Here is a 23,883-nt window from a genome sequence, read left to right as displayed (position 1 = left end):
AACGGGGACTCAATCGAAGCCTTAATCGGGTACATTTAACGTTATAAATGTGAAAATTATCACGTAAATTATGTGAAAAATATCACAAATTTTAAGGGATCATGAGGCGCGGTACATCTCCTTCGAACCGCGACCAAAATATAAATGGAGGGAATAAAGATGTCGGTGATCGAAAAGGAAGTACAAACCGTGGACAATGCTTGGAGAGGATTCAAACCGGGCAAATGGATGAAAGAAGTGAACACCCGCGATTTCATCCAAACCAACATCAAACCTTATGAAGGCAACGAATCCTTCTTGGCGGGCGCGACGGCCAACACAAAAGCTTTGTGGGAAATCGTGTCGCAGCTGTCCAAGAAAGAACGGGAAGCCGGCGGAGTGCTGGATGTGGACGTCAACACGCCATCCACGATCACTTCCCACGCTGCGGGGTATTTGGATAAGGACAAGGAGCAAATCGTAGGCGTACAGGGCTCGGCCCCATTCCAACGCACGATTCGCCCGTTCGGCGGGATCAATATGGTCATCAACTCCTGTAAGGCTTATGGCTATGAACTGCCGCAGGAAATTATAGACTTGTTTACGCATATTCGCAAAACGCATAACCAAGGCGTTTTTGATGCTTATACATCGGAGATGAGAGCGGCTCGTAAAGCCGGCATTATTACCGGGCTTCCCGACGCTTACGGCCGCGGCCGGATCATCGGCGACTACCGCCGGGTGGCGCTGTACGGCGTGGATTTCCTGATCAAGCAAAAACAACAGGAACTGAAAGCTCTCGAAGTGGATGTCATCGACGAGGATGTGATCCGCCTCCGCGAAGAACTGTCCGAACAAATCCGTGCGCTCGGCGAACTGAAACAGCTGGGCGAAATGTACGGATTCGATATTTCGAGACCGGCAAACAATGCCAAGGAAGCTTTCCAATGGCTGTATTTCGGTTACCTGGCAGCCGTTAAGGAACAGGACGGGGCCGCAATGTCCCTCGGACGCGTATCCTCCTTCCTGGACGCTTACATCGAACGCGACCTGGCCGAAGGAACGCTGACGGAAGAAACGGCGCAAGAACTGGTCGATCATTTCGTCATGAAGCTGCGGATCGTGAAATTCCTGAGAACTCCGGAATACAACGAACTGTTCAGCGGCGACCCGACTTGGGTAACGGAATCGCTGGGCGGCATGTCGGTGAACGGCAAAACGCTCGTTACGAAAAACAGTTTCCGCTTTCTGCACACGCTGTACAATCTCGGCCCGGCTCCGGAACCGAACCTGACGGTGCTTTGGTCGGAACAACTGCCTGACGCGTTCAAGAAATATTGCGCCAAAGTATCGATCGAGACCAGTTCGATCCAATACGAAAACGACGACCTGATGCGTCCGATCTACGGCGACGATTACGGCATTGCCTGCTGCGTGTCGGCGATGGAAATCGGTAAACAAATGCAGTTCTTCGGCGCCCGCGCCAACCTGGCCAAAGTGCTGCTGTACGCCATCAACGGCGGTAAAGACGAAAAATCCGGCGTCCAAGTCGGTCCGGAATATCCGGCGATCACGTCCGAGTATCTCGACTACAATGAAGTCAAGAAACGTCTGATTCCGATGATGGAGTGGCTGGCTAAGCTGTATGTCAACGCGCTGAACGTCATCCACTACATGCACGATAAATATTGCTACGAACGGATCGAAATGGCGCTGCACGACCGCGACATTCTGCGGACGATGGCCTGCGGTATCGCCGGCTTGTCCGTAGCGACCGACTCGCTGAGCGCGATCAAATACGCCAAAGTCAAACCGATCCGCAACGAAAACGGCATCGCCGTCGACTTTGAAATCGAAGGCGAATTCCCTTGCTACGGCAACAACGACGACCGTGTCGACCAAATTGCGGTTGAACTCGTGGAAACGTTCATGGGCATGATCCGCAAACACAAAACTTACCGTAACTCGCTGCCGACGCAATCGATCCTGACGATTACCTCGAACGTCGTATACGGTAAGAAAACGGGGACTACGCCGGACGGACGCAAAGCGGGCGAACCGTTTGCGCCGGGGGCCAACCCGATGCACGGCCGCGACAAGAAAGGCGCGCTGGCTTCCTTGAGCTCCGTGGCCAAACTGCCGTACGAACACAGCTTGGACGGCATTTCCAACACGTTCTCGATCGTGCCTAAGGCGCTGGGCAAAGAACTCGACGCCCGCAAATCGAATCTGGTGTCGATGATGGACGGCTACTTCGGCAGCAAAGCCCATCACCTGAACGTCAACGTATTCGATCGCGAAACGCTGCTGGATGCGATGGATCATCCGGAAAATTATCCGCAGTTGACGATCCGCGTATCGGGTTATGCGGTGAACTTCATCAAGCTGACCCGCGAACAACAGCTGGATGTCATCAACCGGACATTCCACGGCAAAATGTAATCCCATTTCCTGCATACAGGCAGCCGATTTCAGGTTGAACCTCCGGTTCAACCTGCCACAGAAAGGGTGACGAAAATGCTAAAAGGTCGCATACATTCATTAGAAACTTTCGGAACGGTCGATGGCCCGGGTATTCGCTTCGTGCTCTTCATGCAAGGCTGCCTGCTGCAGTGCCAGTACTGCCATAATCCAGACACCTGGAACCTGTCGGGCGGAAAAGAAATGACGGTAGAGGAAGTGCTCAGCGAAATCGAACCCTACCTGAACTACTACCGCCCGTCCGGCGGAGGGCTCACGGTCTCGGGCGGGGAAGCGACACTGCAAGCCCCGTTCGTGACCGAGCTGTTCCGGGAAGCGAAGAAACGCTGGAACCTTCATACTACGCTGGATACAAACGGGTATAATGAAGGGGATAAAATCCGCGACCTGCTGGATGTGACCGACCTCGTACTGCTCGATTTAAAGCATATCGACAACGAAAAGCACATCAAGCTGACCGGCAAACCGAACGACCGGATGCTGAACATGGCCCGCTGGCTGTCCGATCATGGACGGAGCATGTGGATCCGCCACGTATTCGTGCCCGGCATCCATGACGACGAACAAGATCTGCGGGAGCTTGGGCGGTTTATCGGCAGCTTGAAGGGCGTTGAGAAGTTCGAGATTCTCCCGTACCACCAAATGGGGATCTACAAATGGCAGGAGCTTGGCTGGGATTATCCGCTTGACGGCGTTCCATCGCCGACGGAGGAACAAATCGAATGGGCGTACCGGATCATTCATGAGGGAGAACGGGAAGCGGCAGAGCAAAGAGAAGTTCATGTCAATTAACATGACGTAAAACTTAATAATCTTGACCAAAACGGTTAAATCGGACAATTATATGTCAGGTTTAGCCGTTTTCATTTTGTCTTTTGGATGATATTATCCCTCTAAAAGAAAAATGTCCTCCTTACCAAAGAAGAAGACGCTTTCTATAATGGGGGTGTAAGTGAATCTACCGCGTTTGAGGAGGGGTCTAGAAATATGAGGAAAAGTTTGCTGCTGTTGCTGTCTTTGATTTTTATCGCCTCCGCGCTGCTTGCCGGCTGCGGATCATCAGGCAACGGGGGGAATAAAGCTCCGGCGAACGAAGGGCAAGGGACCGAGAATAAGGGGAATGCCGGATCCGGGACAGAGACAAGCAATGAACCGTTCGAGATTACGATTCGCCACACGCAAGTCGGGGAATCGAAGAAGTTCCGGTTGGCGATGCTCGAGGATATCGTCAAGCAGACGGAAGCGGCCGTCCCTGGCCTCACGATCAAGCTGGATGCGGTGGACTCCGAAGTCAACCGCAAGGAGAAGCTGCGCGGCGAAATGGCCGCCGGGAAACCGCCGGAAATCTTCGACGTGTTCGGCAGCCCGGATGCGGCACTGTATGCCAAAGAGGGCTTGATGCTCGATTTGACGCCGATTATCGAAGAGCTTGGCATCAAGGATAAATTTACGACCCTCGATCCGTTTACCCATGACGGCAAAGTGTACGGACTGCCGATCGGCGGATCGATCGAAGGTTTCTTCTACAATAAAGAATATTTTCAGCAAAAAGGGCTGCAGGTGCCCAAAACGCTGGGCGAACTGGAGCAAATCGCCGAGAAGATCAAGGCCGACGGCAAAATTCCGTTTGCGCAAGCCTCCAAGGACGCCTGGATTCCGTTGATGACCACCAACAATTTATGGACGTATTACGCGGGGCCTGAAATTACGTACGGGTTCAAAAGCGGCGCGACGAAATGGACGGACGAAAATATGGTTAAAGCGATCGCCAAACACCAGGAATGGGTGCAAAAGGGATATTTCAAAAAAGGCGAGCTGGGCTTTGAATACGCGGACATGCGAAATCAGATCATCACGGGCGAAGCGATGATGATGATGGACGGCTCTTGGGCCAACTCCGTCTTCCGCGATCCCGAGCAGGCCGGCGACATGGTCGGTAAAATCGGCTACTTCAACATGCCGCCGCTAAACGAAGGCGACCCGGTCATCGTCATGCAGGACGCCAACAACGGTTACGGCTTCTCCAGCGCCGCCGCTGAAGATCCGCGGAAGCTGGCGGCCGTCAAAGAGTTCATCAAAAACATGTGGACGGAAGAAATGCAGCTGCGCGGCCTTAAAGAAGACGGCGTGCTGCCGGCGATGAAAATGGATCTTGAGCAAATGAAAACGGCGTCCGATGATCCGCTTATGCAGGACATTTTCAAGGGCGTCAGCGAAATCGGGACCTCGTTCCCGGCGTTTGACGCTCTGGTGCAGGCTGATGTCAATACGGCGCTGAGCATGGGGATTCAGCAAATTATCGGCGAAGAAATCAAGCCGGAGCAAATGCTGGAAAACGTCCAGGCCGCACAGGATGCAGCCAACGCCGTAGAGTAACCGATCACGAATGAACTTTGGCAAGGGCGCCGCTCGCCTCGATGGCGAGGGGCGCCTTTGCTCCCGACTACGGAGGTTATTGGCATGAACAAAGCGCTTAGAAATCCCCTGCTGTACGTGCTGTTTGTTTTACCGGCTTTTGTGCTTTTTCTGGCTTTCTTTATATATCCGATTTTTACCGCCATTAATCACAGCTTTACCAGCTGGAACGGAATCTCGAAAAATCTAAGCTATATCGGTCTGGACAATTACGCCACGGCCATGCATGATAAAGCTTTTTGGAAATCGGTGCGCAACAACGCGTATTTCATCCTGTTTTCCTGCCTGATCCAGGTGCCGCTGATCGTCTTTTTTTCGCTGCTGATCGCGAGTGTGAAAAAGCTAAAAGGCTTGTACAAGACGGCCGTGTTTATGCCGTCCATCATGTCGACCGCCGTCATCGGCATTTTATGGGGGTTCATCTATAACCCGGATTTCGGGCTGATGAACAAGGTGCTGGGCATGTTCGGGATTCCGCCGGTCTATTGGCTGTCCGACAAAAATTGGGCGATGCTTTCCATTCTGATTACCAATGCCTGGCAGTGGACAGGTTTCTACATCGTGATGGTGCTGGCGGCGATCCTCGCCATTCCGCGAGAGCTGGAAGAAGCGGCGGCGATCGACGGGGCGAGCGGGATTCAGCGGGCGTTAAAAATCACGATTCCGCTCATCATGCCGATCATTTCCGTCGTCATCATGCTGTCGGTCGCCGGGGCGATGAAAGCGGCGGACATCGTGCTCGTCATGACCAAAGGCGGTCCGGCGGGATCGACGGACGTGATGGCGACGTATATGATCCGCTACGCGATCACCAGCTTCCGCCACGGCTTCGGCAACGCGATCGCGGTGCTCATTTTCGTGTTTACGATCCTCATTACGGCGGCGTACCAGCTCTTCGTCTCCAGACGAACGGAAAGGATTGAATATTGATGAGAGCGCTCAAAAAAACGATCCCGCATATTTTTCTGATGGCTTATTTGCTCGTCATTTTATATCCGTTTCTGTTCGTGTTGTTTTCTTCGGTCAAAAGCGACAACCAGGCGATCGCTGCAAACCCGTTTGGGCCGCCGGGCTCGATCATATTTGACAATTACGTCAACGCCTGGGTGAACGCCAAGATCAGCACGTATTTTTTCAACAGTTTGTATATTGGCGTATTGTCGGCCTGTCTGTCCATCCTGCTGGCGGCGATGCTGGCGTTCGCGGTAACGCGGATGCGCTATGGCCGGATCAGCATGGTCATCTTTCAGCTGATTTTGCTGGGGATGCTGATTCCGAACAACTCGCTGTTGCTGCCGATTTACGGAATGATGCGCAGGCTGAACGTGCTCGACACGCATCTGGCGCTCATTTTGCCCTATGTGGCGAATGCGATTCCGCTTTCGGTCATTATCCTGGCCGCCTTCATGCGCTCGATCCCCGGGGAGATCGAAGAAGCCGCCGTCATGGACGGGCTCGGCTCCGCCAGGCTGTTCGCGCGGATCATCGTTCCGCTGACCGTTCCGGCTATCGTCACGGTGTTTATCGTAAATTTTCTCGGGAACTGGAACGAGTTTTTGCTGGCGAACTACTTTTTGTCCAGCGACGAGCTGCGCACGCTGCCGGTAGGCATGGTCGGTTTCCGCGACGCCTACAATACGAACTATGCCCAAATGTCGGCCGGGATTGTGTTCAGCGTGCTTCCCGTCATGATCATTTACGCCGTGCTGCAGGAAAAAATTATTGAAGGGGTGACGGCGGGAAGCGTTAAAGGATAAGCGGCGGCGTGGTAAAATGAGGTAAAACGCCTAAGTAGACGTCAAGCATATTCGCTCAAAGCATGGGAGCTGCCGCCGATGAATCTGCGCATTAAATTGTTTACCGCCTTTTTGGGGCTTGTCATTATTCCTTTGTTTATTTTGGGGATTATTACGTTTTGGGTCACGTTCCGTTCGATCGAAACGAAATACAGCCAGCAGGCCGAATATTCGCTGAAGGCGATCGGCTACAGCATCAAAAGCGCGCTGCATGAAATGGACAACGTAACCGACAACGGCATTGCCAAGGGCGTGTTCCAGGATGCGCTGGTGGCGAAGGATCCGGATTCGCAGGATTTGACGGCGACAACCCAACTGGAGCTCAACGCCAACCAGCGGAACTTCCGTTCCCTGCTGTACAGCCATCCCGCCATCGATTACGCGTTCTTGTACAATCTCCACGGCGGGGAACGCTCGAATGTCATCGCGATTTTTAACAAGGAAAATTTTCAGACACTGCCCTACGAAAAATTCAAAGAGCATCCTTTATATAATGAAGTGATGGCGTTAAACGGGATGCCGAAGTGGATCGGTCCGCACGAATATCCGGAACTGACCGGGTCGGACAGCGTGTTCACGCAGATTCGGCTGATCAAGAAGCTGAGCAATCTGGAGCGTGTGGGCGTGCTGGTGGTGCAGATCAAAAACTGGGAGTTCGAAAAGATTTTTCAAAACTTGAATCTGGGCAGCAGTTTGCAGGATACCCGGTTTATGCTGGTCAACGATCAGGGGCTTATTTTGTACGATTATCAGGCGGAGCTGGATGGCCGGCAAATCGGGGAGTATGTTTCGCACAAATGGCGGTTCCCCGCAAGCTATCACAGTTTCAAAGGGAAATTTGACGGGCAGGAAAGCGTCATTTCGATCTATAAGCTGCAGGATTACCCCTGGAGCCTGGTGTCGGTGACTTCCTGGAGTTATTTGTCCCGGGAGGTGACGACGTTCGCCAAATGGTTTGTGGCGATCATTTGCGTGTGCGTGCTGACGGCGATGCTGTTTAACGTCCTGTTCATGAACCGGATTACCGGAACGATCGGCGTGATCGTGCGTTTCATGCGCAAGGTCGAAAGCGGCGATTTGCAAGCCCGGGTCGACGAAAAGGGCGACGACGAGCTGCTGCTGCTGCAAAAAGGCTTCAACAATCAAATGGCCAAAATCAATGAATTGTTCGAGCAGGTTAAGCGGGAGCAGCTGCAGAAGGCCAATGCCGAGCTCAGGGTGCTGCAGGCGCAAATCAAACCGCATTTTCTGTTTAATACGCTGGAATCGATCAACGTGCTTGCCGTGCAAAACGAAGGGCGCAAGGTCAGCGAAATGGTCGTCCGCCTTGCCAGCATTTTGCGCATCAGTATCCAGGGGCGGGAAGAGATCGGGCTGAGCCAGGAAATCGAGCATTTGCGCAATTATTTGGAGATCCAGAAGTTCAGGTTCGACGACTTGTTTGATTATGAAATCAACATTCCGGATGAGATGCTGAATTGCCGGGTGCTTAAATTGACGCTGCAGCCGCTGGTGGAAAACAGCATTCAGCACGGCTTTGAAGGAATTGAGTATAAAGGCAGGATCACGGTAACGGGGAGCATGGAACAAGACCGGATTTTGCTGAAGGTAGCGGACAACGGAATTGGGATGACGAGCGAACAGCTGGCGACGATTCAATACGCGGATCTGGGGGAACCGGCTTGCGAGACGGTGGCGCCTTATCCGAGCCATGAGCGGCGGGGGCTGGGGCTGCGCAGCGTGTATGATCGGCTAAGATTTAAGTACGGCCGCAAATACGGCTTGTTTATTTGCTCGCAGCCCGGACACGGAACGATCATTCAATGTGTGATACCTAAATACGGGGCGGGTGATGAGGATGCGTCTAAAAGCGCTGCTGGTTGACGATGAAATTCATATTTTGAGCAATTTGTCGAAAATATTGCCTTGGCAGGATATGGGGTTTGAAATCGTCGGTTTGGCCCGGAACGGCAAGGATGCGCTGGAAGCGGCGAACTTGCATCGTCCCGACTTGATCTTGAGCGACATTCGCATGCCGGTCATGGACGGCATCACGCTGCTGCAAAAAATTCGCGAGCTGAATTTTCCCTGCGAATTTTTGCTTTTGACGGGGTATCAGGAGTTTGAATATGCAAGAACGGCGATCCGCTACGGGGTCAAAGATTACATCTGCAAGCCGATCCATTATGCCGAGCTGGAGGAAACGGTAGGCCGCATCGCCGGCGAAATTCGGGAAAAACGCAAAACGCTGGGCATGGAGAAACGCCTCCATCAGGCCAGGGATTTGGCCGCCGAAAATTTCCTGCTTCATGCGCTGCTGGGACAGGAAACGGAAAACGGCGCCTTGTGGGAGGAGGAGGAAGAACCAGCGGAAGAGCGGCGTTATGCCGTTATGCTGCTGGATTTCGAGGGCTACTCGCATCATTCCCTGCCCTGGAGCGCACATGAACGGAAAGCTTGGAATTTGCGGACCAAACACGCGATCAAAGAAATTTTTGGCGGCGTTTTCCCCGCGGGGGCCACGGTGCTGCAAATTCGCGAGGGGGAATGGTGTCTGGTGGTCCCGGCCAAGCCGGACAGCCCGCCGATCACGAAACGGTCGCTGCTCCCCGGGTTTGAACGCCTACGTCAGCGGCTCCGGGAAGGGGGCGAGGATGGCCTTGCGGTCCGTTTCTGCCTGGAACCGCGGCCGCAAGCGGCTCAGGAGCTGCGCGCCGCGTACAACCGGTTGCAGCAAATGCTCATCTTGAACCCGCCGGAGGAATGGTTTTTGGAGGCCGGGGGAGGACGTGCGGAGGACTTAAGGGAAATCTGGCCCGCGGAGGATTCGCGGATGCACTGGCGCTGGATCGAGCAGCTTGGCAGCGGCCTGCGAAGCGGAAATCAGGAGGCGCTGGGGCAGGTGGTGGCGGAGCTCAAACGATATGTTGGGCATGTGGATGAGCACCATGCGTACGCAGCCGTTAAACTGCTGCATTACTTGCTGATCCATCTGCTGCGCGAAATGCGCGAACTGCAGATGCTGCCTGGCGAGCAGGAGGAAGCGTTGTGGCAAAGGCTGCAGCGCTCGCTTGATCTTAAGGATCTGCTGTCCCTGATCGTGTCGTTGATCGGGCAGTCGCGAGCCTGCCTCTCCTCCAAAAAGACCTCCGAGCTGCTGATGATGACCGCGCAAAACTACATTCAGCGGCATTTGGGCGATGATTTCGGCATCGAGGAACTGGCCGATCATCTCGGGATCAGCACGAGTTATTTCTGCCTGCTGTTCAAAAACCACTTCGGGGAAACGTTCGTGGAATATTTGACCAAACAGCGGATCGAATTGGCCAAATGCCTGCTGCGCGAAAGCGAACGCTCGATCGCCCAGATCGGCAGCGAAATCGGGTACCAGGAGCGGCGCTATTTTACCAAAGTGTTTCAAAAATACACCGGGATGACGCCTTCCGATTACCGTCTGAAGGAGACAAACGCATCCTGAACGGGGAGATGACGGGATTTGAACTTAGGAGCACTCACCTTGGAGCAAAAGGTCGGCCAGCTGTTTATTTGCGGTTTTCACGGCACAACGCCGGATGAGCATATTCGGACGATGATCCGGCAATACCATATCGGCGGGGTGGTCTATTTCCGCCGCAACATCGAATCGGCCGCGCAGCTTGCCGGCTTGTCGCGTTGCCTGCAAGCGATCAACCGGGAGGCGTCCCAAGTCCCGCTGTTCATTTCAATCGATCAGGAAGGCGGCATGGTCGCCCGGCTGGATCATGAAGGGATGAGCCGGATTCCGGGGAATATGGCGCTTGGAGCGGCCAACGATCCGAAGCTGACGGAACAGGTGGCCGCGCTGGCCGCAAAGGAGATGGCCCTGCTGGGCATCAACTTCAATTTTGCGCCCTGCGTCGACGTCAACAACAATCCGGCGAATCCCGTCATCGGCGTACGCTCCTTCGGGGAAGATCCGCAGCTTGTGGCGCGGCATGGCACGGCGGCAATCCGCGGTTACCGGAGCCAGGGCGTGATCGCCACGGCCAAGCATTTTCCCGGGCACGGCGACACGGACGCCGATTCCCACCTCGGGCTGGCCGTGGTGCCTCACGGCAAGGAGCGGCTGCGCGAGGTCGAGCTGGTTCCGTTCCGGCGGGCCATCGCGGCGGAAGTGGACGCGATCATGACGGCGCACGTCATTTTTCCGGCTTTTGAGCCTGACGAAATTCCGGCGACGTTGTCGCGGCGCGTGTTGACCGAATTGCTGCGCGAAGAGCTGGGGTACCGGGGGCTCATCGTCACCGATTGCCTGGAGATGCAGGCGATTTCCCGCCATTTCGGAGTAGCGGAAGGCGCGGTGCGCGCGATCGCAGCCGGGGCGGACCTGATCCTCGTCAGCCACACGATGGCGGAGCAGATCGCCGCGATCCGGCAGGTGTGCGCGGCGGTGCGCAGCGGGCGCTTGAGCGAGGAGCGGATCGATGCGGCGGCGGCGCGGATTTTGGCGCTGAAGGCGGAGCGGCTTGGGCTCGGCGGCGGGCCTAAGCCGGAGAAGGCGCCGGAGCCGCCGCATCCGCTGACGCCGGAGGCGGAAAGCGCCGCGTTGCTCCGCCGCTGCGCCGAACGCAGCGTCACGCTCGTCTGCGAGGCCGGCAACCTGCCGCTCGATCCGGATAGGCCCGTGCTGGTCATATGGCCGGAACTGCGCCACCGCACCGAGGTGGATGAGCCGGCGGTGCACTCTTACACGCTCGCCGATGCGTTAAAGCCGCTGCATGAGCAGGTCGTCCTTGCGCTCATCGGCTCGCGTCCGGCGGCCGCGGAAATCGCCGCGGTGCTCCGGCAGAGCGAAGGTTTTGAACAAATCGTCGCGGTCACCTACACGGCGGAGGGAGAAATCGACGAGGGGCAGAAAAGTTTGGTGAATGCCCTCATTCAAGCCCGGGGTTCACGGCTGATCGTCGCTTCTTCGCGGAATCCTTACGATATCCGCGCATTTCCGGACGTCGGTACGTACTTGTGCCTTTACGAAAATCGTCCTTTTGCCCTGAAGGCGTTGGCCGGGGTATTGACCGGAAAACTTCGGGCAAACGGAGTCTTGCCGGTAAGCCTGAATGCCCGTTATTCCGCGGGGAGCGCGGGGGACAAATAGTTTGTCTAATTTTGTATATAAACTTTAGAAACTTTTCCCCTTTACATGCGTTTAATAGATTGTGAGATCGCGAGGGATCTACATAAAATGGGAGAGTAAAGGGAGTTAAGGCATGAATTTGAAACGAATGTTAATCACCACGATTCTGGCAGCATCGCAAATGGCCATGGTTCTTCCGGCAAGCGCCGAGGAGCTCGTCCAGGGGAATAATCCGGACGCGGGCAGCGTATCGGAGCAATCGATAGATCAGGTCGCATCGATTGATCAAAACGGAATGAACGAAAACAATGCGGGTCAGGTTCAAACCGAAGGCCAGACCGGGGACTTAGAGCAGACAGGAAACGGCGAAACGGACGGAACTGCAGTTCCTGCGGAAGGGCAGGACGGAACGAACGATGGCAGCGGCGAAGTGCCGGTAACGGATCCGGCCACGACGAAAACTCCTGGCTCGCAAACGACAACGACGGCGGGTACGGGCCAACTGATTTTGATGGTAAACAGCAATAAAATGTACCAAGACGGAAAAGAATACCTTGCCGGCTATCCAATGGAGGTCAAAGACGGCGTATCCTATATTTCGATCCGTGCCATCGTGGAGCGGGCCGGATTTGAACTCTCTTTTGACAATAGTACCAAAGAAACGATTATCAAGCGCGGCGGCGACGAGTTGCGTTTTAAACTGGACACGACCTACTACAAAGTCAACGGCGTGACGCAGACGATGCGGGGCAAATCGTATTCCGTCAAAAACAATTTCATGGTGCCGTTGACGGCGATCACCAAAGCTTTGAACATTGCTTATGAATATGATTCGGTGGGCAAGCGGGTCATCGTAAATTTGGCGATGCCGCCGGTCGCTTCCTTTAAAATCGGAAACCAGGAGATTATTGCCGGCGAGACGCAGGTGCAGTATATTACCGAATCCTCTTCTCCGAGCGGCCTGGACATCGTCAATGAGGAATGGACCGGCCGTCAGGACGTGTTCGCGGAGCCGGGAAGCTACACCGTTACCTATCGGGTTCAGGATTCCAGGGGCCAGTGGAGTAATCCGTTCTCCCTGACCGTAAACGTATCGAAACCGCATACGCCGCCGGTCGCCAGTTTCACGACCGACAAAGATACTTACAAAATGGGCGAATTGATTTTGTATACGGACCTTAGTACCGATGAAGTGGGCATTACCGATCGCAAATGGGAAAACAAAAAGCTGGCCTACTTTACGCCGGGCCCGGTGACGATTCGGCTGACGGTCGTCAACCAGTTCGGTCTGTCTTCAACGACCGAGAAGACGATCAACATTACGAACGAACTGCTGTATCCTGAAGACGAATTCAACAAGATCTTCGTTCCGGTCGGCGACAAATTCACCTTCGACGGCGGGCAAGTGCCAAGCTGGAACAAAATTCAATATTCCTATACTTCCGAACCGGTAACCCTGATTCGCAGCAACAGCCCGGAAACGGTTTACAGTAAAGGCTTGTTGTATCGGGAGAACGCGATCGGGGCTACCCGCTTTATGGTCCATCACGTGAACTCCACCGGCACGCCGAAAAACATGTACGTGATTGCCACAAACAATAATGCGGAAACGACCCATCTGTCCCAATCGTTCCTTGGCTTCGGCGGGCCAAGCCCTTTTGCCACGGCAGCGGGGAAAGTATCCGTGCAGCGGTATTTCGAATCGATGCAAAACGGCAACAAATATAAAGATATGTGGCTCGCTCCGGGCGAAAGTAAAATCATTTTGAACGAGCTGAGCGAAAAGCCCCTGAAGCAGGGAGATGTCATCTCTTTGTTTGCGGATTTAAACAGCGATCATATGTTGCAATATAACGTAGTGATGGTCGATCAAGGAGAGGATCCGATTAGCGCGCTGCCTAATTTAATCGCTCCGCCGGAGGATGTTCACAACCGGGGAACGTACATGGAATCAACCCGGATCATCGAGGTTACGGATTTGATCGGGACGACGCCATCCCGCCTGGCGATCGGCGACAACGTAAGCGACCCGTTCCAGGTCGGGGCGGACGGAATTACGCAAGCCTATAAAACGAATGCCGGCAATTTTGGAATGTTGTATAAAATTAAACTGCACCGTGTTGCCCCAAATACGATTGTGACGTTTAACCCGCGGGGCGGAAAATACATGGGCGTCATAATGGTGAACGGAAGCGTCGTACAGCTGGCCAACGGTTCCAGCCTAAGCGCGCCGAGTGAAAACGGCGTATTGTTCCGCACCGGGGACCAAGAACAGACGGTAGAGCTGCTGTTTACGGCGGCCCCGGGCAGCAACCTGCCTTTCAATATTCTGTTCCAGCAAATGCCCGCAACGAAAAATTAAACAATAAACAGGCACGGCGGCGATCGCCGTGCCTGTTTATTTTGAAATGAAAGATTTATGGTTCAACCTAATCATCAGTGCTTGACAGTCAAGCCGGCAACAGACCGCGGCCTGGAGCGAGACTCGCTATCCGATAGGCTTTGCACGATTATCCCGTTTGACCAGGTGACTTGGCTTCCTGAACCAAAGGGATGATCGTGCAAAGTGGTTTGGAGAGACAACCCCCTTAAGGACTTCTATATGAATCATAAAATGTCGTTCCTTGATGATCTATGGCGGATTTTGCGCCCGCAGCCCTGTCTCATTGACGGGGCTTGCGATTTGCGGCATTATTAAAGAAGACGCATGTAGAAACGGTTCAAGACAGGAGGAATGTCACATGCTGTCGACAGAGGATATTATTAAGGTGATGTCCAGCCGGGGGTTGCGGATTACGGATCAACGCAGAAGTTTGGCGAAGCTGTTTGCCGGGACGGACGGTTATCTGACCCCAAAGGACGTTTATGACTATATGTGCAAGAAATACAGCGGGCTCAGCTTTGATACGGTATACCGCAATTTGCGCGTGATGGAGGAGCTCGGTGTTTTGGAGCAGGTTGTATTCGAGGACGGGTTGAAGTTCAGGGTTTCCTGCAGTGAAGGAGAACATCACCATCATATGATCTGCCTGCAGTGCGAAAAGACGTATCCGATTCATTTTTGTCCAATGCCGCTGACCGATGCGCCCGAACAGTTTCAGGTAGTGAAACATAAATTCGAAGTGTTCGGGTATTGTAAAAATTGCCGTCCGGACGCAAAAGATAAGCAGGTTCCGGAGCAGCACGGGGTGTCCTGAAATGGGCGTGGTTCGCAAGGCGTTTCAGGCTCCGATTTACGTTTATCGTAAATTCATTTCTCCGCTGAAGCCGCCGACCTGCCGGTTTTATCCGACCTGTTCGGCTTACGCGCTGGAGGCGATCGAGGTTCACGGGCCGCTGAAGGGATCATGGCTGGCGGCTAAACGCATCGCGAAATGCCATCCCTTTCATCCGGGGGGCATCGATCCGGTTCCGCCGAAAGCGGAGAAGCGCCGCGGGAGCGGCGGAACGCCGCCGGTAAGGGACGGTCGGGCCCGAAGTTAAGCGCGGAAGCGGCGGACTTCGCTTGACACGGCCTGAAACTTTTCATAAGATATAGAAAGTTATATACTTCCAGTGAACGGATGAGTACGAAGAAGGAATTCAGCTACAGAGAGCCGGGGGAGCTGCAAACCGGTCTGAATCCGCTTTGGAAGATGGTCCGGGAGGAACCGCTTTCGAGCCGGCGTCTTCGTTTTACGAACGGGCGGGTAAGGGGACGGCGTAAGTCCGGCGTTAACGGAGGGGTCGTTTATCGACCTGCGGAGCCCGCCGCCTGCGAAGGCGCGGGGAATTTGGGTGGTAACACGTGAGCAATCTCTCGTCCCATAGGGGACGAGAGTTTTTTTGTTGCATTTAAATGCGTGTTCAAAAAGGCGGGTTTTCAGCACCGAAGCCTATGCCTTCCGGACAACCTCATTAAGAACAAGGAGATGAAAAGAGTATGTCTAACAACAAACCAACCTTCTACATCACGACGCCGATTTATTACCCGAGCGACAAACTGCACATTGGGCACGCCTACACGACGGTGGCCGGCGACGCCATGGCGCGCTACAAGCGGCTGCGCGGGTACGATGTGCGCTACTTGACGGGGACCGACGAACATGGGCAGAAGATCGAGCGTAAAGCGCAGGAGAAAGGGCAAACGCCGCAGCAGTTTGTGGACGGTATCGTCGCCGGGATCAAGCAGCTGTGGGAGAAGCTGGATATTTCCTACGACGACTTCATCCGCACGACGGAACCGCGGCATAAGCAGGTTGTTGAAGAGATCTTCGACCGTCTCGTGAAGCAGGGCGATATTTACAAAGGCGAATACGAAGGCTGGTACAGTATTCCCGACGAAACCTACTATACGGAATCGCAGCTTGTCGATGTCGTCCGCAACGAAAAAGGCGAAATCGTCGGCGGTAAAAGCCCCGAAAGCGGACATCCGGTCGAATTAGTGAAGGAAGAGTGTTACTTTTTCCGGATGAGCCACTACGTGGACCGTCTGCTGAAGTATTATGAAGAAAATCCGGACTTCATTCAGCCGGAATCGCGCAAAAACGAGATGATTAACAATTTCATCAAACCGGGGCTGGAGGATTTGGCCGTATCGCGGACGACGTTCGACTGGGGCGTCAAGGTGAAAGGCGATCCGAAGCATGTCGTGTACGTGTGGATCGACGCTTTGTCCAACTATATTACCGCGCTGGGATACGGCACGGACCATCAGGAGCTGTTCGAACGGTATTGGCCGGCTGACGTGCATCTGGTAGGCAAGGAGATCGTGCGCTTCCACACGATTTACTGGCCGATCATGCTGATGGCGCTGGGGCTGCCGCTGCCGAAAAAAGTGTTCGGCCACGGCTGGCTGCTGATGAAGGGCGGCAAAATGTCCAAATCGAAAGGCAATGTTATGGACCCGAACGTGCTGATCGACCGCTACGGTCTGGACGCGACCCGCTATTATTTGCTGCGCGAGGTACCGTTTGGTTCGGACGGTTCGTTTACGCCGGAAAGCTTTGTGCAGCGGGTGAATTCCGATCTGGCCAACGACTTGGGCAACTTGCTGAACCGGACGGTCGCCATGGTCGACAAATATTTCGGCGGCGAGGTGCCGGCTTACCGGCCTGACGTAACGCCGTTTGACGCGGGGCTGGTGAAAGCGGCGGAAGAAACGGTCAGCAAGGTGGAGGAAGTGATGGAGAAAATGGAGTTTTCCGTCGCTCTGACCCACATTGGAGCGTTTATCAGCCGCACGAATAAATATATCGACGAGACGCAGCCGTGGGTGCTGGCGAAGGATGAGGCCAAGCGGGCGGAGCTCGCCTCCGTCATGGTTCATCTGGCCGAATCGCTGCGTTTCGCCTCAATCTTGCTGCAGCCGTTTCTGACGCAGGCGCCGGCGAAAATTTGGGCGCAGCTGGGGATTGCCCCCGGGGAGCTGACGGCCTGGGAGAGCCTGCGTACGTTCGGTCTGATTCCGGCAGGCACAAAGCTGGTTAAAGGCGAGCCGATTTTCCCGCGGCTCGATGCGGAGCAGGAAATCGAGTTTATCGTAAACTCGATGAGCGGGGGAGCGCCGGCCGCGGAGGAAGCGGCGGGAACGGCTGCGGCGAGCGCTGCTTCGGCGGCGCCGGCGGCATCGGCGGCGGAGAAGCCGGAGCTGAAGGACGAAATCGGAATCGACGATTTCGCCAAGGTGGAGCTGCGCGTAGCCCAGGTGCTCGCCTGCGAGCAGGTAGAGAAGGCCGACAAGCTGCTGAAGCTGCAACTGGATCTCGGCTTCGAGCGGCGCCAGGTTGTATCGGGCATCGCCAAGTTCTACAAGCCGGAGGAACTGGTCGGGCGCAAGGTCATTTGCGTCACCAACCTGAAGCCGGTGAAGCTGCGCGGCGAGCTGTCGCAGGGGATGATCCTCGCGGCTTCGCAAGGCGATCAGCTGACGCTGGCGACGGTGCCGGACTCAATGCCAAACGGCGCGGTCGTCAAGTAAGCTAAACGGGGCAGCGGCTATTCGCCCGCAAAACCGCCGGGAGTCAACGTACTCCTTGGCGGTTTTTGTTATTTGCCGGCTTTTTCGAGGAAGACTAGAAGATAGGCTCCTTGATTTTCCGCGAAATATCGGCGATGTGCGTCGAAAATATACAAAGCAGGCTAAATTTAATAGTTGACAATCGTTTGGGAAAGGTCCTATAATCCTTTTGGTAATCATTACGATTAAGAAAAGGGGAGTTAATCCATGCGTTTACATAAAAAGAGCTGGATCATGCCGGCGGTTTTGCTGCTTGCGGGAGCGCTGCTGCTTTCCGCGTGCGGGAAGAACTCCGGCGGGAACATTGTGGAGGGCAAAGTTAACGTCGTCACGAGTTTCTATCCGATTTATGAGTTCGCCAAGGCAATCGGCGGGGAGCATGCGAACGTCATCAATCTGCTGCCAACGGGCGTGGAGCCACATGATTGGACGCCGCGCAGCCAGGATATTTTGAATACTTCGAAGGCGCAGCTGTTTCTGTACAACGGTGCCGGACTTGAGGGATGGGTGCCCAATTTCCTGAAAGGGCTGGGGAATGACGCCAAGGTTAAAACGGTGGAAGTCAGCAAAGGGATTGAGCTGATTCGGGCGGAAGGCGATGATGGTCATGGACATGGGGCGGTGGCTGAGGAATCCGAGGAAGCTGAGGAAGCCGGTCATTCGCATACGGAAGTAACCCAGGATTCGCATGAAGGGCATGACGTCGACGCATCCGTCGATCCTCATACCTGGGTAAGCCCCAAATCCGCGATGGTCATGGCGGAAAACATCAAAGACAGCTACGTCTCCGCTGACCCGGAGCACCGGGCGGATTACGAAGCGCGTTACGAATCGTTGGCCGCCAAGCTGAAGACGCTGGACGCCGAATTTACGCAACAATTGTCCGGCGTGTCCCGACATGAAATCGTCGTTTCGCATCAGGCGTTCGGTTATCTGTGCCGCGATTACGGTCTGACGCAGCATGCGATTATGGGGCTTTCGCCGGAAGCCGAGCCGCGGGCGCAGGATTTGGTCGCTTTATCGAAACTGGTGAAGGACCACGGTATCAAGTATGTTTTCTTTGAGGAATTGGTCTCGGACAAATTGGCCAAAACGCTGGCGTCCGAAGCCGGCGTAAAGACGCTGGTGCTGAACCCGGTCGAAGGCTTGACCAAAGCGCAGGAACAGGCCGGGGACAATTATTTCACCTTGATGAAGAAAAATTTGCAAAATTTGATTCTCGCTCTACAATAAAGTAAGAAGAAACAGCCATCGACGTAATTCAAAGATACATCAACGTAATTCAAAGATAGATAAAGAAGACTCGTACCGGAAGGAAGACGTTATGAAATCCGACACTACCGCGGCCCTTGAGGCCGATTGCCATAACAGCATTATCGAGTTGGACCATGTCTCTTTTGCCTATAAAGAACAAAAAGTGATTTCCGACTTCAGCTTCGTTGTCCGGGAGCGGGATTTCGTCGGGGTAATCGGCTCCAACGGGGCGGGAAAAACGACCCTGCTGCGCATGATGGTCGGTTTGCTGCCGCCGACGGAGGGGGAAATTCGCTTGTTCGGCAAGCCGATCCGGCGTTTTCGCGATTGGGAACGGATCGGATACGTGCCGCAGAAAAATGCCTTTAACCCGCTGTTTCCGGCGACCGTTCGCGAAGTGGTGCTGTCGGGATTGTACAACAACAAAAAGCTTCTCCGCCGCATCGGGCGCGAGGAGCAGCGCAAATGCGACGATGCGCTGGAGGTGATGCGGATCGGCGATCTCGCGGGCAAGCGGATCGGCCAGCTGTCGGGCGGGCAGCAGCAGCGCGTTTTTTTGGCCCGGGCGCTGGTCAACAAACCGGATTTGCTTGTGCTGGACGAGCCGACCGTCGGGATCGACGCCCAGACGCAGGCCGATTTTTTTGAATTGATCTTTCATATGCACGCTCACCATCATATGACGTTCCTGATGGTTTCCCACGATATTGAAATGATCGAAGGGCGCCTGGGGAGCGAACCGCGCGAGCGGTGCGGCGCGATCAAATTTTATGTGCGCCATTCGCATGAGCAGGATTGCGCCATCCCGGACCTGCAGCATTCGCTGATCTAGTAACCTTTAGGAGTTGTGAATCTTGGAAATCTTAACCGCTGATTTTTTTCAAAGAGCGCTGGCCGGGGGGCTGCTCATCGGATTGACGGCGCCGCTGATCGGGATATTTCTGGTGCTGCGCCGCTTGTCCATGATCGGGGATACGCTGGCGCACGTCACGATTGCCGGGGTCGCTTTGGGCTTTCTCGTGGGCGCATATCCCGTAGGGATCGGACTGGCTTTTGCCGTTGCCGCATCCTTTGCCATCGAAAAGCTGCGTAAAGCGTACAAAGGTTACGCCGAGCTTTCGATCGCGATCATTATGTCGGGCGGCGTTGCCCTGGCCTCCCTGTTCTTTACGCTGGGGATGGGGTACAATACGGATGTCACCAGTTATTTGTTTGGAAGCATTTATACGCTTGACACCACTGATCTGTATGTCGTAGGGGGCGTAACCGTCGTTGTCGTCGCGGTGGTGTCTTTGTTTTTCAAGGAATTCTTTTTGCTCACTTTTGAAGAGGACGCGGCGTCGGTCAGCGGGCTGCCCGTAAAGCTGCTCAATCTGCTCATCACCGTGATGACGGCGCTTGTGATCAGCACGGCGATCAAAATCGTCGGCGCTCTGCTGGTGTCCGCGCTGCTTACGATTCCGGCGGCCTGCAGCCTGCTGATCGCCCGCAGCTTCAGAACGTCCGTCATTTTCTCGGTGATTGTGGCCGAAATCGCCGTGGTTGCCGGTTTGCTGACGGCGGGAATTTGGAACCTGGCGCCCGGAGCGACGATCGTGCTTCTGCTGATTTTTATGCTGATCCTCACCTTGCTTGGCAAAAAAGGCTTGTCCGCTTAAGTGAGGTTTTGGCGATTGGAACACCGAAATTTATGGCCCGGAAAGCCGCTTGCGGCTGCTAAGGCACGGATAAGCTGCTGACAAGCAGCGAAAAAAGACGTTTTGGAGGTTACGATGGCCGATATCAATCTGGGACTCGCTTTCGGCGCGGGGGTGGCTTCGTTTATTTCCCCGTGCTGCCTGCCTTTATATCCTTCCTATCTATCCTATATCACCGGGATGTCGGTTCAGCAGCTGAAGACGGAACAAACCAAGCGGGAGGTCCGATTCCGGACGATGACCCATACGCTCGCGTTTATCCTCGGGTTTTCCGTCGTTTTTTTCACGCTTGGTTTTGGCGCGGGGTTGTTTGGCGAGCTGTTTAACCAATACCGGGGTCTGATCCGCCAGCTTTCCGCCATTTTGATCATATTGATGGGCTTGTTTTTGCTTGGCATTTTCCAGCCCCAATTTCTGCTGAAGGAGCGCAAGCTCGACCTCAAATTCAAGCGGGCCAGCTATGTCGGATCGTTCATTTTCGGCGTCGGCTTTTCCGCCGGCTGGTCTCCCTGCGTCGGGCCGATTTTGGCGGCGATTATCGCGCTTGCGGTCAGCGAACCGGGGACGTGGCTTGGCCTGATTACGGCCTATACGCTCGGATTTGCCGTTCCTTTTTTTATTCTGGCGTTTTTTATCGGTTCCACCAAATGGATCGTCCGCTATTCCGCGTTGATGATGAAAATCGGCGGCGCCCTCATGCTGCTCATGGGCGTTCTTCTGTTTACGAACCGCATGGCTCAAATCACCATTTGGCTGCAGCAAATTACTCCGGAGTGGCTGAAATTCTGACGTGGGCGGAAGCGGGAAAGTGTGCAAAAGTGCACTTGCCAACGGACAATCATAACATGTATCATAAACAGAGTAGTGTTTTTTGCGTACAATGAAGTCCGCTTCAACTCATGGAAAAGAGGGAATCATCAGATGCCAACGCCCAGTATGGAGGATTATTTAGAGCGTATCTACAAGCTGATCGACGAGAAGGGATACGCGCGAGTATCCGATATCGCGGAAGGTTTGGAGGTTCATCCTTCGTCTGTCACGAAAATGATTCAGAAATTGGACAAGGATGAATACTTGATTTACGAGAAGTATAGAGGGCTGGTATTGACCAGCAAAGGCAAAAAAATCGGAAAACGGCTCGTGGACCGGCACCATCTGCTGGAGGAGTTTCTCGGCATGATCGGGGTCGATCATGAAAATATTTATAAAGACGTGGAAGGAATCGAACATCACCTGAGCTGGGATTCCATTACCCGCATCGCAACGCTGGTGGAATATTTCAAACGCGACAACTCGCGGATTCGCGACCTGGAAAACGTGCATCAGGAATTGTTAAACGAATCTTAGAAGAAGCATCTGTCTTATGAACAAGGCAGATGCTCTTTTTTTCGGGGGAACCGCAACTCTTCGGCTATCCGAAGCGTTAATAGAAATAGACGGATTTGTCCATACATAATATTTGTGGAGGTTACTGATGAAATTTCGCACTTGGTTCATTCCTCTTCTCGTTTTCCTGCTTGCGTGGCCGATAGGCGGACAGATGAAGGCGAACGCGGCCGACGCCATTACGATTCTATTGGACGGGACGAAGCTGACCACCGATGCCCCGCCTTATATCAAAGCGCAGCAAAACGTAACGATGGTTCCGCTAAGGGTGATTAGCGAAGGTTTGGGCGCGCAGGTAGCGTGGTCGCAGGCCGCAAAAACGGTCACGATCCAAAAGGACGGCAGCATCCTAGCTCTTGTCGTAGGCGAGCAAACGGCTCAGGTCAACGGTGCTCCTGTAGGACTCGACGTTTCGGTGGAAAGTTCGCAAGGGCGCACGATGGTCCCGCTGCGCTTTGTCGGCGAGCAGCTTGGGCTGGACGTAGATTGGGATCAGCAATCGAAGACGATCTCGCTTTCCACGGGACGGAAAGCGGAAACGCCTGCCGCCGATACGGATAAGGATACCGGCAAGGACGATTCACAGAGCAGCCTGCCGCAAACACCGCAGACGCCGCAAACACCGCAGACGGGAACGGCCGTGGACGCGGACGGTCTGCGCGGCGTCTGGGTGTCCACCGTTGCCAATCTGGATTGGCCGAGCACTAGCTCGTACGGAAAAGCGGAAGCGCAAAAGGCGGAATACATCAAGCTGCTTGACGATGTGCAGGCGATGGGGATGAACGCGGTGTTCGTCCAGGTCCGTCCTTCGGCGGACGCCATTTACCCTTCCAAGCTTGTTCCGTGGTCCTCTTACTTGACGGGTACGGCCGGTAAAGATCCGGGGTACGATCCGCTACAGTTTTTGATCGAGGAAACGCATCGCCGGGGGATGGAGTTCCATGCCTGGTTTAATCCGTTCCGGGCCAGCACGGGCGGGAACGCCGGCAAGCTGCCGGCGAACCATGTCGCCAACGCGCATCCGGATTGGATCGTGAAATTCGACGGCAAGCTCTATATTAACCCTGGCATTCCGGAAGCCCGGGAGCATGTGATCGAGGCGATTATGGAAGTCGTCCAAAACTACGATATCGATGGCGTTCACCTGGACGATTATTTTTATCCGACGGGGGAAACGGCATCGAGCAAGTTTAACGATGACAGCACGTACAAACAATACAATGCCAAGCAAATTTCCAACAAGGGAGACTGGCGCCGGGATAATATCAATCAATTTGTAGAAGATCTTGGGGCCAGCATTAAGCAGGAAAAACCGAAGGTCTCGTTCGGCATCAGCCCGTTTGGGGTATGGCGCAACAAAACGAACGATATTACCGGCTCCGACACTAAAGCGGGGATCACGGCTTACGACAGCACTTATGCCGATGTGCGCACCTGGATCAAACGCGGATGGATCGATTACGTCGCTCCGCAGCTCTACTGGAGCATGACGCGCAAGGAAGTCCAATACGACGTGCTGGCCAATTGGTGGGCCGGTGAAGTGCGCGGCACGGGCGTGAAGCTGTACATCGGCCATGCCCCGTACAAGATCGGCACGCCGGAAATCGGCTGGTCCAGCGCATCGGAAATAATCAGCCAGCTGGAGTATAACCGCCAGGTTCCGGAAATCAGCGGCAGCATCTTTTTCAGCGCCAAAGACTTGCGCAAAAATCCGCTTGGGCTGATTCCGCTGCTTAAGGATTATTACGGTATGTAAGATTTTTA

The 23,883-nt window shown here is 54.4% G+C and carries 19 protein-coding genes; all 19 read left to right on the top strand.

Annotated elements, in window-relative coordinates; translation table 11 throughout:
• The first annotated feature begins 159 nt into the window (after nt 1–159).
• Entirely contained in the window at nt 160–2,421 is a 2,262-nt protein-coding gene (gene pflB, locus NYE69_RS23445; protein WP_340928123.1) for a formate C-acetyltransferase, read from the top strand.
• A gap of 75 nt (nt 2,422–2,496) precedes the next feature.
• Entirely contained in the window at nt 2,497–3,252 is a 756-nt protein-coding gene (gene pflA, locus NYE69_RS23440; protein ID WP_124332950.1) for a pyruvate formate-lyase-activating protein, read from the top strand.
• Between the two features lie 195 nt (nt 3,253–3,447).
• On the top strand, nt 3,448–4,836 hold the full coding sequence (locus NYE69_RS23435; RefSeq protein WP_124332949.1) for an extracellular solute-binding protein: 1,389 nt from the start codon (nt 3,448–3,450) through the stop codon (nt 4,834–4,836).
• Between the two features lie 84 nt (nt 4,837–4,920).
• Nucleotides 4,921–5,805 carry a carbohydrate ABC transporter permease gene (locus tag NYE69_RS23430; RefSeq protein ID WP_124332948.1) on the top strand — a complete coding sequence of 295 codons (885 nt, stop codon included), beginning with the start codon at nt 4,921–4,923 and terminating at the stop codon, nt 5,803–5,805.
• Complete coding sequence (locus NYE69_RS23425) at nt 5,805–6,632, top strand: carbohydrate ABC transporter permease (protein WP_036621683.1); 828 nt, start codon at nt 5,805–5,807, stop codon at nt 6,630–6,632. The genes NYE69_RS23430 and NYE69_RS23425 overlap by 1 nt, the downstream gene beginning before the upstream one ends.
• A gap of 78 nt (nt 6,633–6,710) precedes the next feature.
• Complete coding sequence (locus NYE69_RS23420) at nt 6,711–8,555, top strand: cache domain-containing sensor histidine kinase (protein ID WP_124332947.1); 1,845 nt, start codon at nt 6,711–6,713, stop codon at nt 8,553–8,555.
• Nucleotides 8,524–10,149 carry a response regulator gene (locus NYE69_RS23415; RefSeq protein ID WP_340928121.1) on the top strand — a complete coding sequence of 542 codons (1,626 nt, stop codon included), beginning with the start codon at nt 8,524–8,526 and terminating at the stop codon, nt 10,147–10,149. The genes NYE69_RS23420 and NYE69_RS23415 overlap by 32 nt, the downstream gene beginning before the upstream one ends.
• Nucleotides 10,150–10,167: 18 nt before the next feature.
• Entirely contained in the window at nt 10,168–11,805 is a 1,638-nt protein-coding gene (nagZ, locus tag NYE69_RS23410) for a beta-N-acetylhexosaminidase (RefSeq protein ID WP_340928120.1), read from the top strand.
• Between the two features lie 112 nt (nt 11,806–11,917).
• Nucleotides 11,918–14,146 (top strand): copper amine oxidase N-terminal domain-containing protein, encoded by a 2,229-nt coding sequence (locus NYE69_RS23405; RefSeq protein ID WP_340928119.1) that lies wholly within the window; start codon nt 11,918–11,920, stop codon nt 14,144–14,146.
• A gap of 379 nt (nt 14,147–14,525) precedes the next feature.
• Nucleotides 14,526–14,981 carry a Fur family transcriptional regulator gene (locus NYE69_RS23400; protein ID WP_328273501.1) on the top strand — a complete coding sequence of 152 codons (456 nt, stop codon included), beginning with the start codon at nt 14,526–14,528 and terminating at the stop codon, nt 14,979–14,981.
• Between the two features lies 1 nt (nt 14,982).
• Nucleotides 14,983–15,267, top strand: coding sequence for a membrane protein insertion efficiency factor YidD (yidD, locus tag NYE69_RS23395; RefSeq protein ID WP_340928118.1), 285 nt, complete (start codon nt 14,983–14,985; stop codon nt 15,265–15,267).
• Nucleotides 15,268–15,347: 80 nt separating this feature from the next.
• On the top strand, nt 15,348–15,575 hold the full coding sequence (locus tag NYE69_RS23390) for a hypothetical protein (RefSeq protein ID WP_340928117.1): 228 nt from the start codon (nt 15,348–15,350) through the stop codon (nt 15,573–15,575).
• A gap of 131 nt (nt 15,576–15,706) precedes the next feature.
• Nucleotides 15,707–17,743, top strand: a complete 2,037-nt coding sequence (gene metG / locus NYE69_RS23385; protein ID WP_340928116.1) for a methionine--tRNA ligase — start codon at nt 15,707–15,709, stop codon at nt 17,741–17,743.
• A 246-nt stretch (nt 17,744–17,989) separates the two neighbouring features.
• Nucleotides 17,990–19,015, top strand: a complete 1,026-nt coding sequence (locus NYE69_RS23380) for a metal ABC transporter substrate-binding protein (protein WP_340928115.1) — start codon at nt 17,990–17,992, stop codon at nt 19,013–19,015.
• 91 nt (nt 19,016–19,106) lie between these two features.
• The gene (locus tag NYE69_RS23375; RefSeq protein ID WP_340928114.1) at nt 19,107–19,868 is read left to right on the top strand and encodes a metal ABC transporter ATP-binding protein; all 762 of its coding nucleotides are present in this window, start codon (nt 19,107–19,109) and stop codon (nt 19,866–19,868) included.
• A gap of 22 nt (nt 19,869–19,890) precedes the next feature.
• Nucleotides 19,891–20,694 (top strand): metal ABC transporter permease, encoded by an 804-nt coding sequence (locus tag NYE69_RS23370; RefSeq protein WP_036621704.1) that lies wholly within the window; start codon nt 19,891–19,893, stop codon nt 20,692–20,694.
• A gap of 114 nt (nt 20,695–20,808) precedes the next feature.
• Nucleotides 20,809–21,522, top strand: a complete 714-nt coding sequence (locus NYE69_RS23365; protein WP_278738103.1) for a cytochrome c biogenesis CcdA family protein — start codon at nt 20,809–20,811, stop codon at nt 21,520–21,522.
• A gap of 132 nt (nt 21,523–21,654) precedes the next feature.
• Nucleotides 21,655–22,080 carry a transcriptional regulator MntR gene (gene mntR / locus NYE69_RS23360; protein WP_036621708.1) on the top strand — a complete coding sequence of 142 codons (426 nt, stop codon included), beginning with the start codon at nt 21,655–21,657 and terminating at the stop codon, nt 22,078–22,080.
• Between the two features lie 127 nt (nt 22,081–22,207).
• Entirely contained in the window at nt 22,208–23,875 is a 1,668-nt protein-coding gene (locus NYE69_RS23355; RefSeq protein WP_340928112.1) for a family 10 glycosylhydrolase, read from the top strand.
• Nucleotides 23,876–23,883: the final 8 nt, after the last annotated feature.

The sequence above is a fragment of the Paenibacillus sp. FSL R5-0527 genome, from assembly GCF_038008055.1.
In the GTDB taxonomy this organism is placed as follows: Bacteria; Bacillota; Bacilli; order Paenibacillales; family Paenibacillaceae; genus Fontibacillus; species Fontibacillus macerans.
The sequence above is the reverse complement of the archived record's forward strand: the minus strand, read 5'-3'. Positions and strand labels throughout refer to the sequence as shown.

What these genes read in the sequence shown, in the direction of transcription:
- pflB (WP_340928123.1), top strand. Translation starts at nt 160, where the DNA reads ATGTCGGTGATCGAAAAGGAAGTACAAACCGTGGACAATGCTTGGAGA.
- pflA (WP_124332950.1), top strand. Translation starts at nt 2,497, where the DNA reads ATGCTAAAAGGTCGCATACATTCATTAGAAACTTTCGGAACGGTCGAT.
- NYE69_RS23435 (WP_124332949.1), top strand. Translation starts at nt 3,448, where the DNA reads ATGAGGAAAAGTTTGCTGCTGTTGCTGTCTTTGATTTTTATCGCCTCC.
- NYE69_RS23430 (WP_124332948.1), top strand. Translation starts at nt 4,921, where the DNA reads ATGAACAAAGCGCTTAGAAATCCCCTGCTGTACGTGCTGTTTGTTTTA.
- NYE69_RS23425 (WP_036621683.1), top strand. Translation starts at nt 5,805, where the DNA reads ATGAGAGCGCTCAAAAAAACGATCCCGCATATTTTTCTGATGGCTTAT.
- NYE69_RS23420 (WP_124332947.1), top strand. Translation starts at nt 6,711, where the DNA reads ATGAATCTGCGCATTAAATTGTTTACCGCCTTTTTGGGGCTTGTCATT.
- NYE69_RS23415 (WP_340928121.1), top strand. Translation starts at nt 8,524, where the DNA reads ATGAGGATGCGTCTAAAAGCGCTGCTGGTTGACGATGAAATTCATATT.
- NYE69_RS23405 (WP_340928119.1), top strand. Translation starts at nt 11,918, where the DNA reads ATGAATTTGAAACGAATGTTAATCACCACGATTCTGGCAGCATCGCAA.
- NYE69_RS23400 (WP_328273501.1), top strand. Translation starts at nt 14,526, where the DNA reads ATGCTGTCGACAGAGGATATTATTAAGGTGATGTCCAGCCGGGGGTTG.
- yidD (WP_340928118.1), top strand. Translation starts at nt 14,983, where the DNA reads ATGGGCGTGGTTCGCAAGGCGTTTCAGGCTCCGATTTACGTTTATCGT.
- NYE69_RS23390 (WP_340928117.1), top strand. Translation starts at nt 15,348, where the DNA reads ATGAGTACGAAGAAGGAATTCAGCTACAGAGAGCCGGGGGAGCTGCAA.
- metG (WP_340928116.1), top strand. Translation starts at nt 15,707, where the DNA reads ATGTCTAACAACAAACCAACCTTCTACATCACGACGCCGATTTATTAC.
- NYE69_RS23380 (WP_340928115.1), top strand. Translation starts at nt 17,990, where the DNA reads ATGCGTTTACATAAAAAGAGCTGGATCATGCCGGCGGTTTTGCTGCTT.
- NYE69_RS23375 (WP_340928114.1), top strand. Translation starts at nt 19,107, where the DNA reads ATGAAATCCGACACTACCGCGGCCCTTGAGGCCGATTGCCATAACAGC.
- NYE69_RS23365 (WP_278738103.1), top strand. Translation starts at nt 20,809, where the DNA reads ATGGCCGATATCAATCTGGGACTCGCTTTCGGCGCGGGGGTGGCTTCG.
- mntR (WP_036621708.1), top strand. Translation starts at nt 21,655, where the DNA reads ATGCCAACGCCCAGTATGGAGGATTATTTAGAGCGTATCTACAAGCTG.
- NYE69_RS23355 (WP_340928112.1), top strand. Translation starts at nt 22,208, where the DNA reads ATGAAATTTCGCACTTGGTTCATTCCTCTTCTCGTTTTCCTGCTTGCG.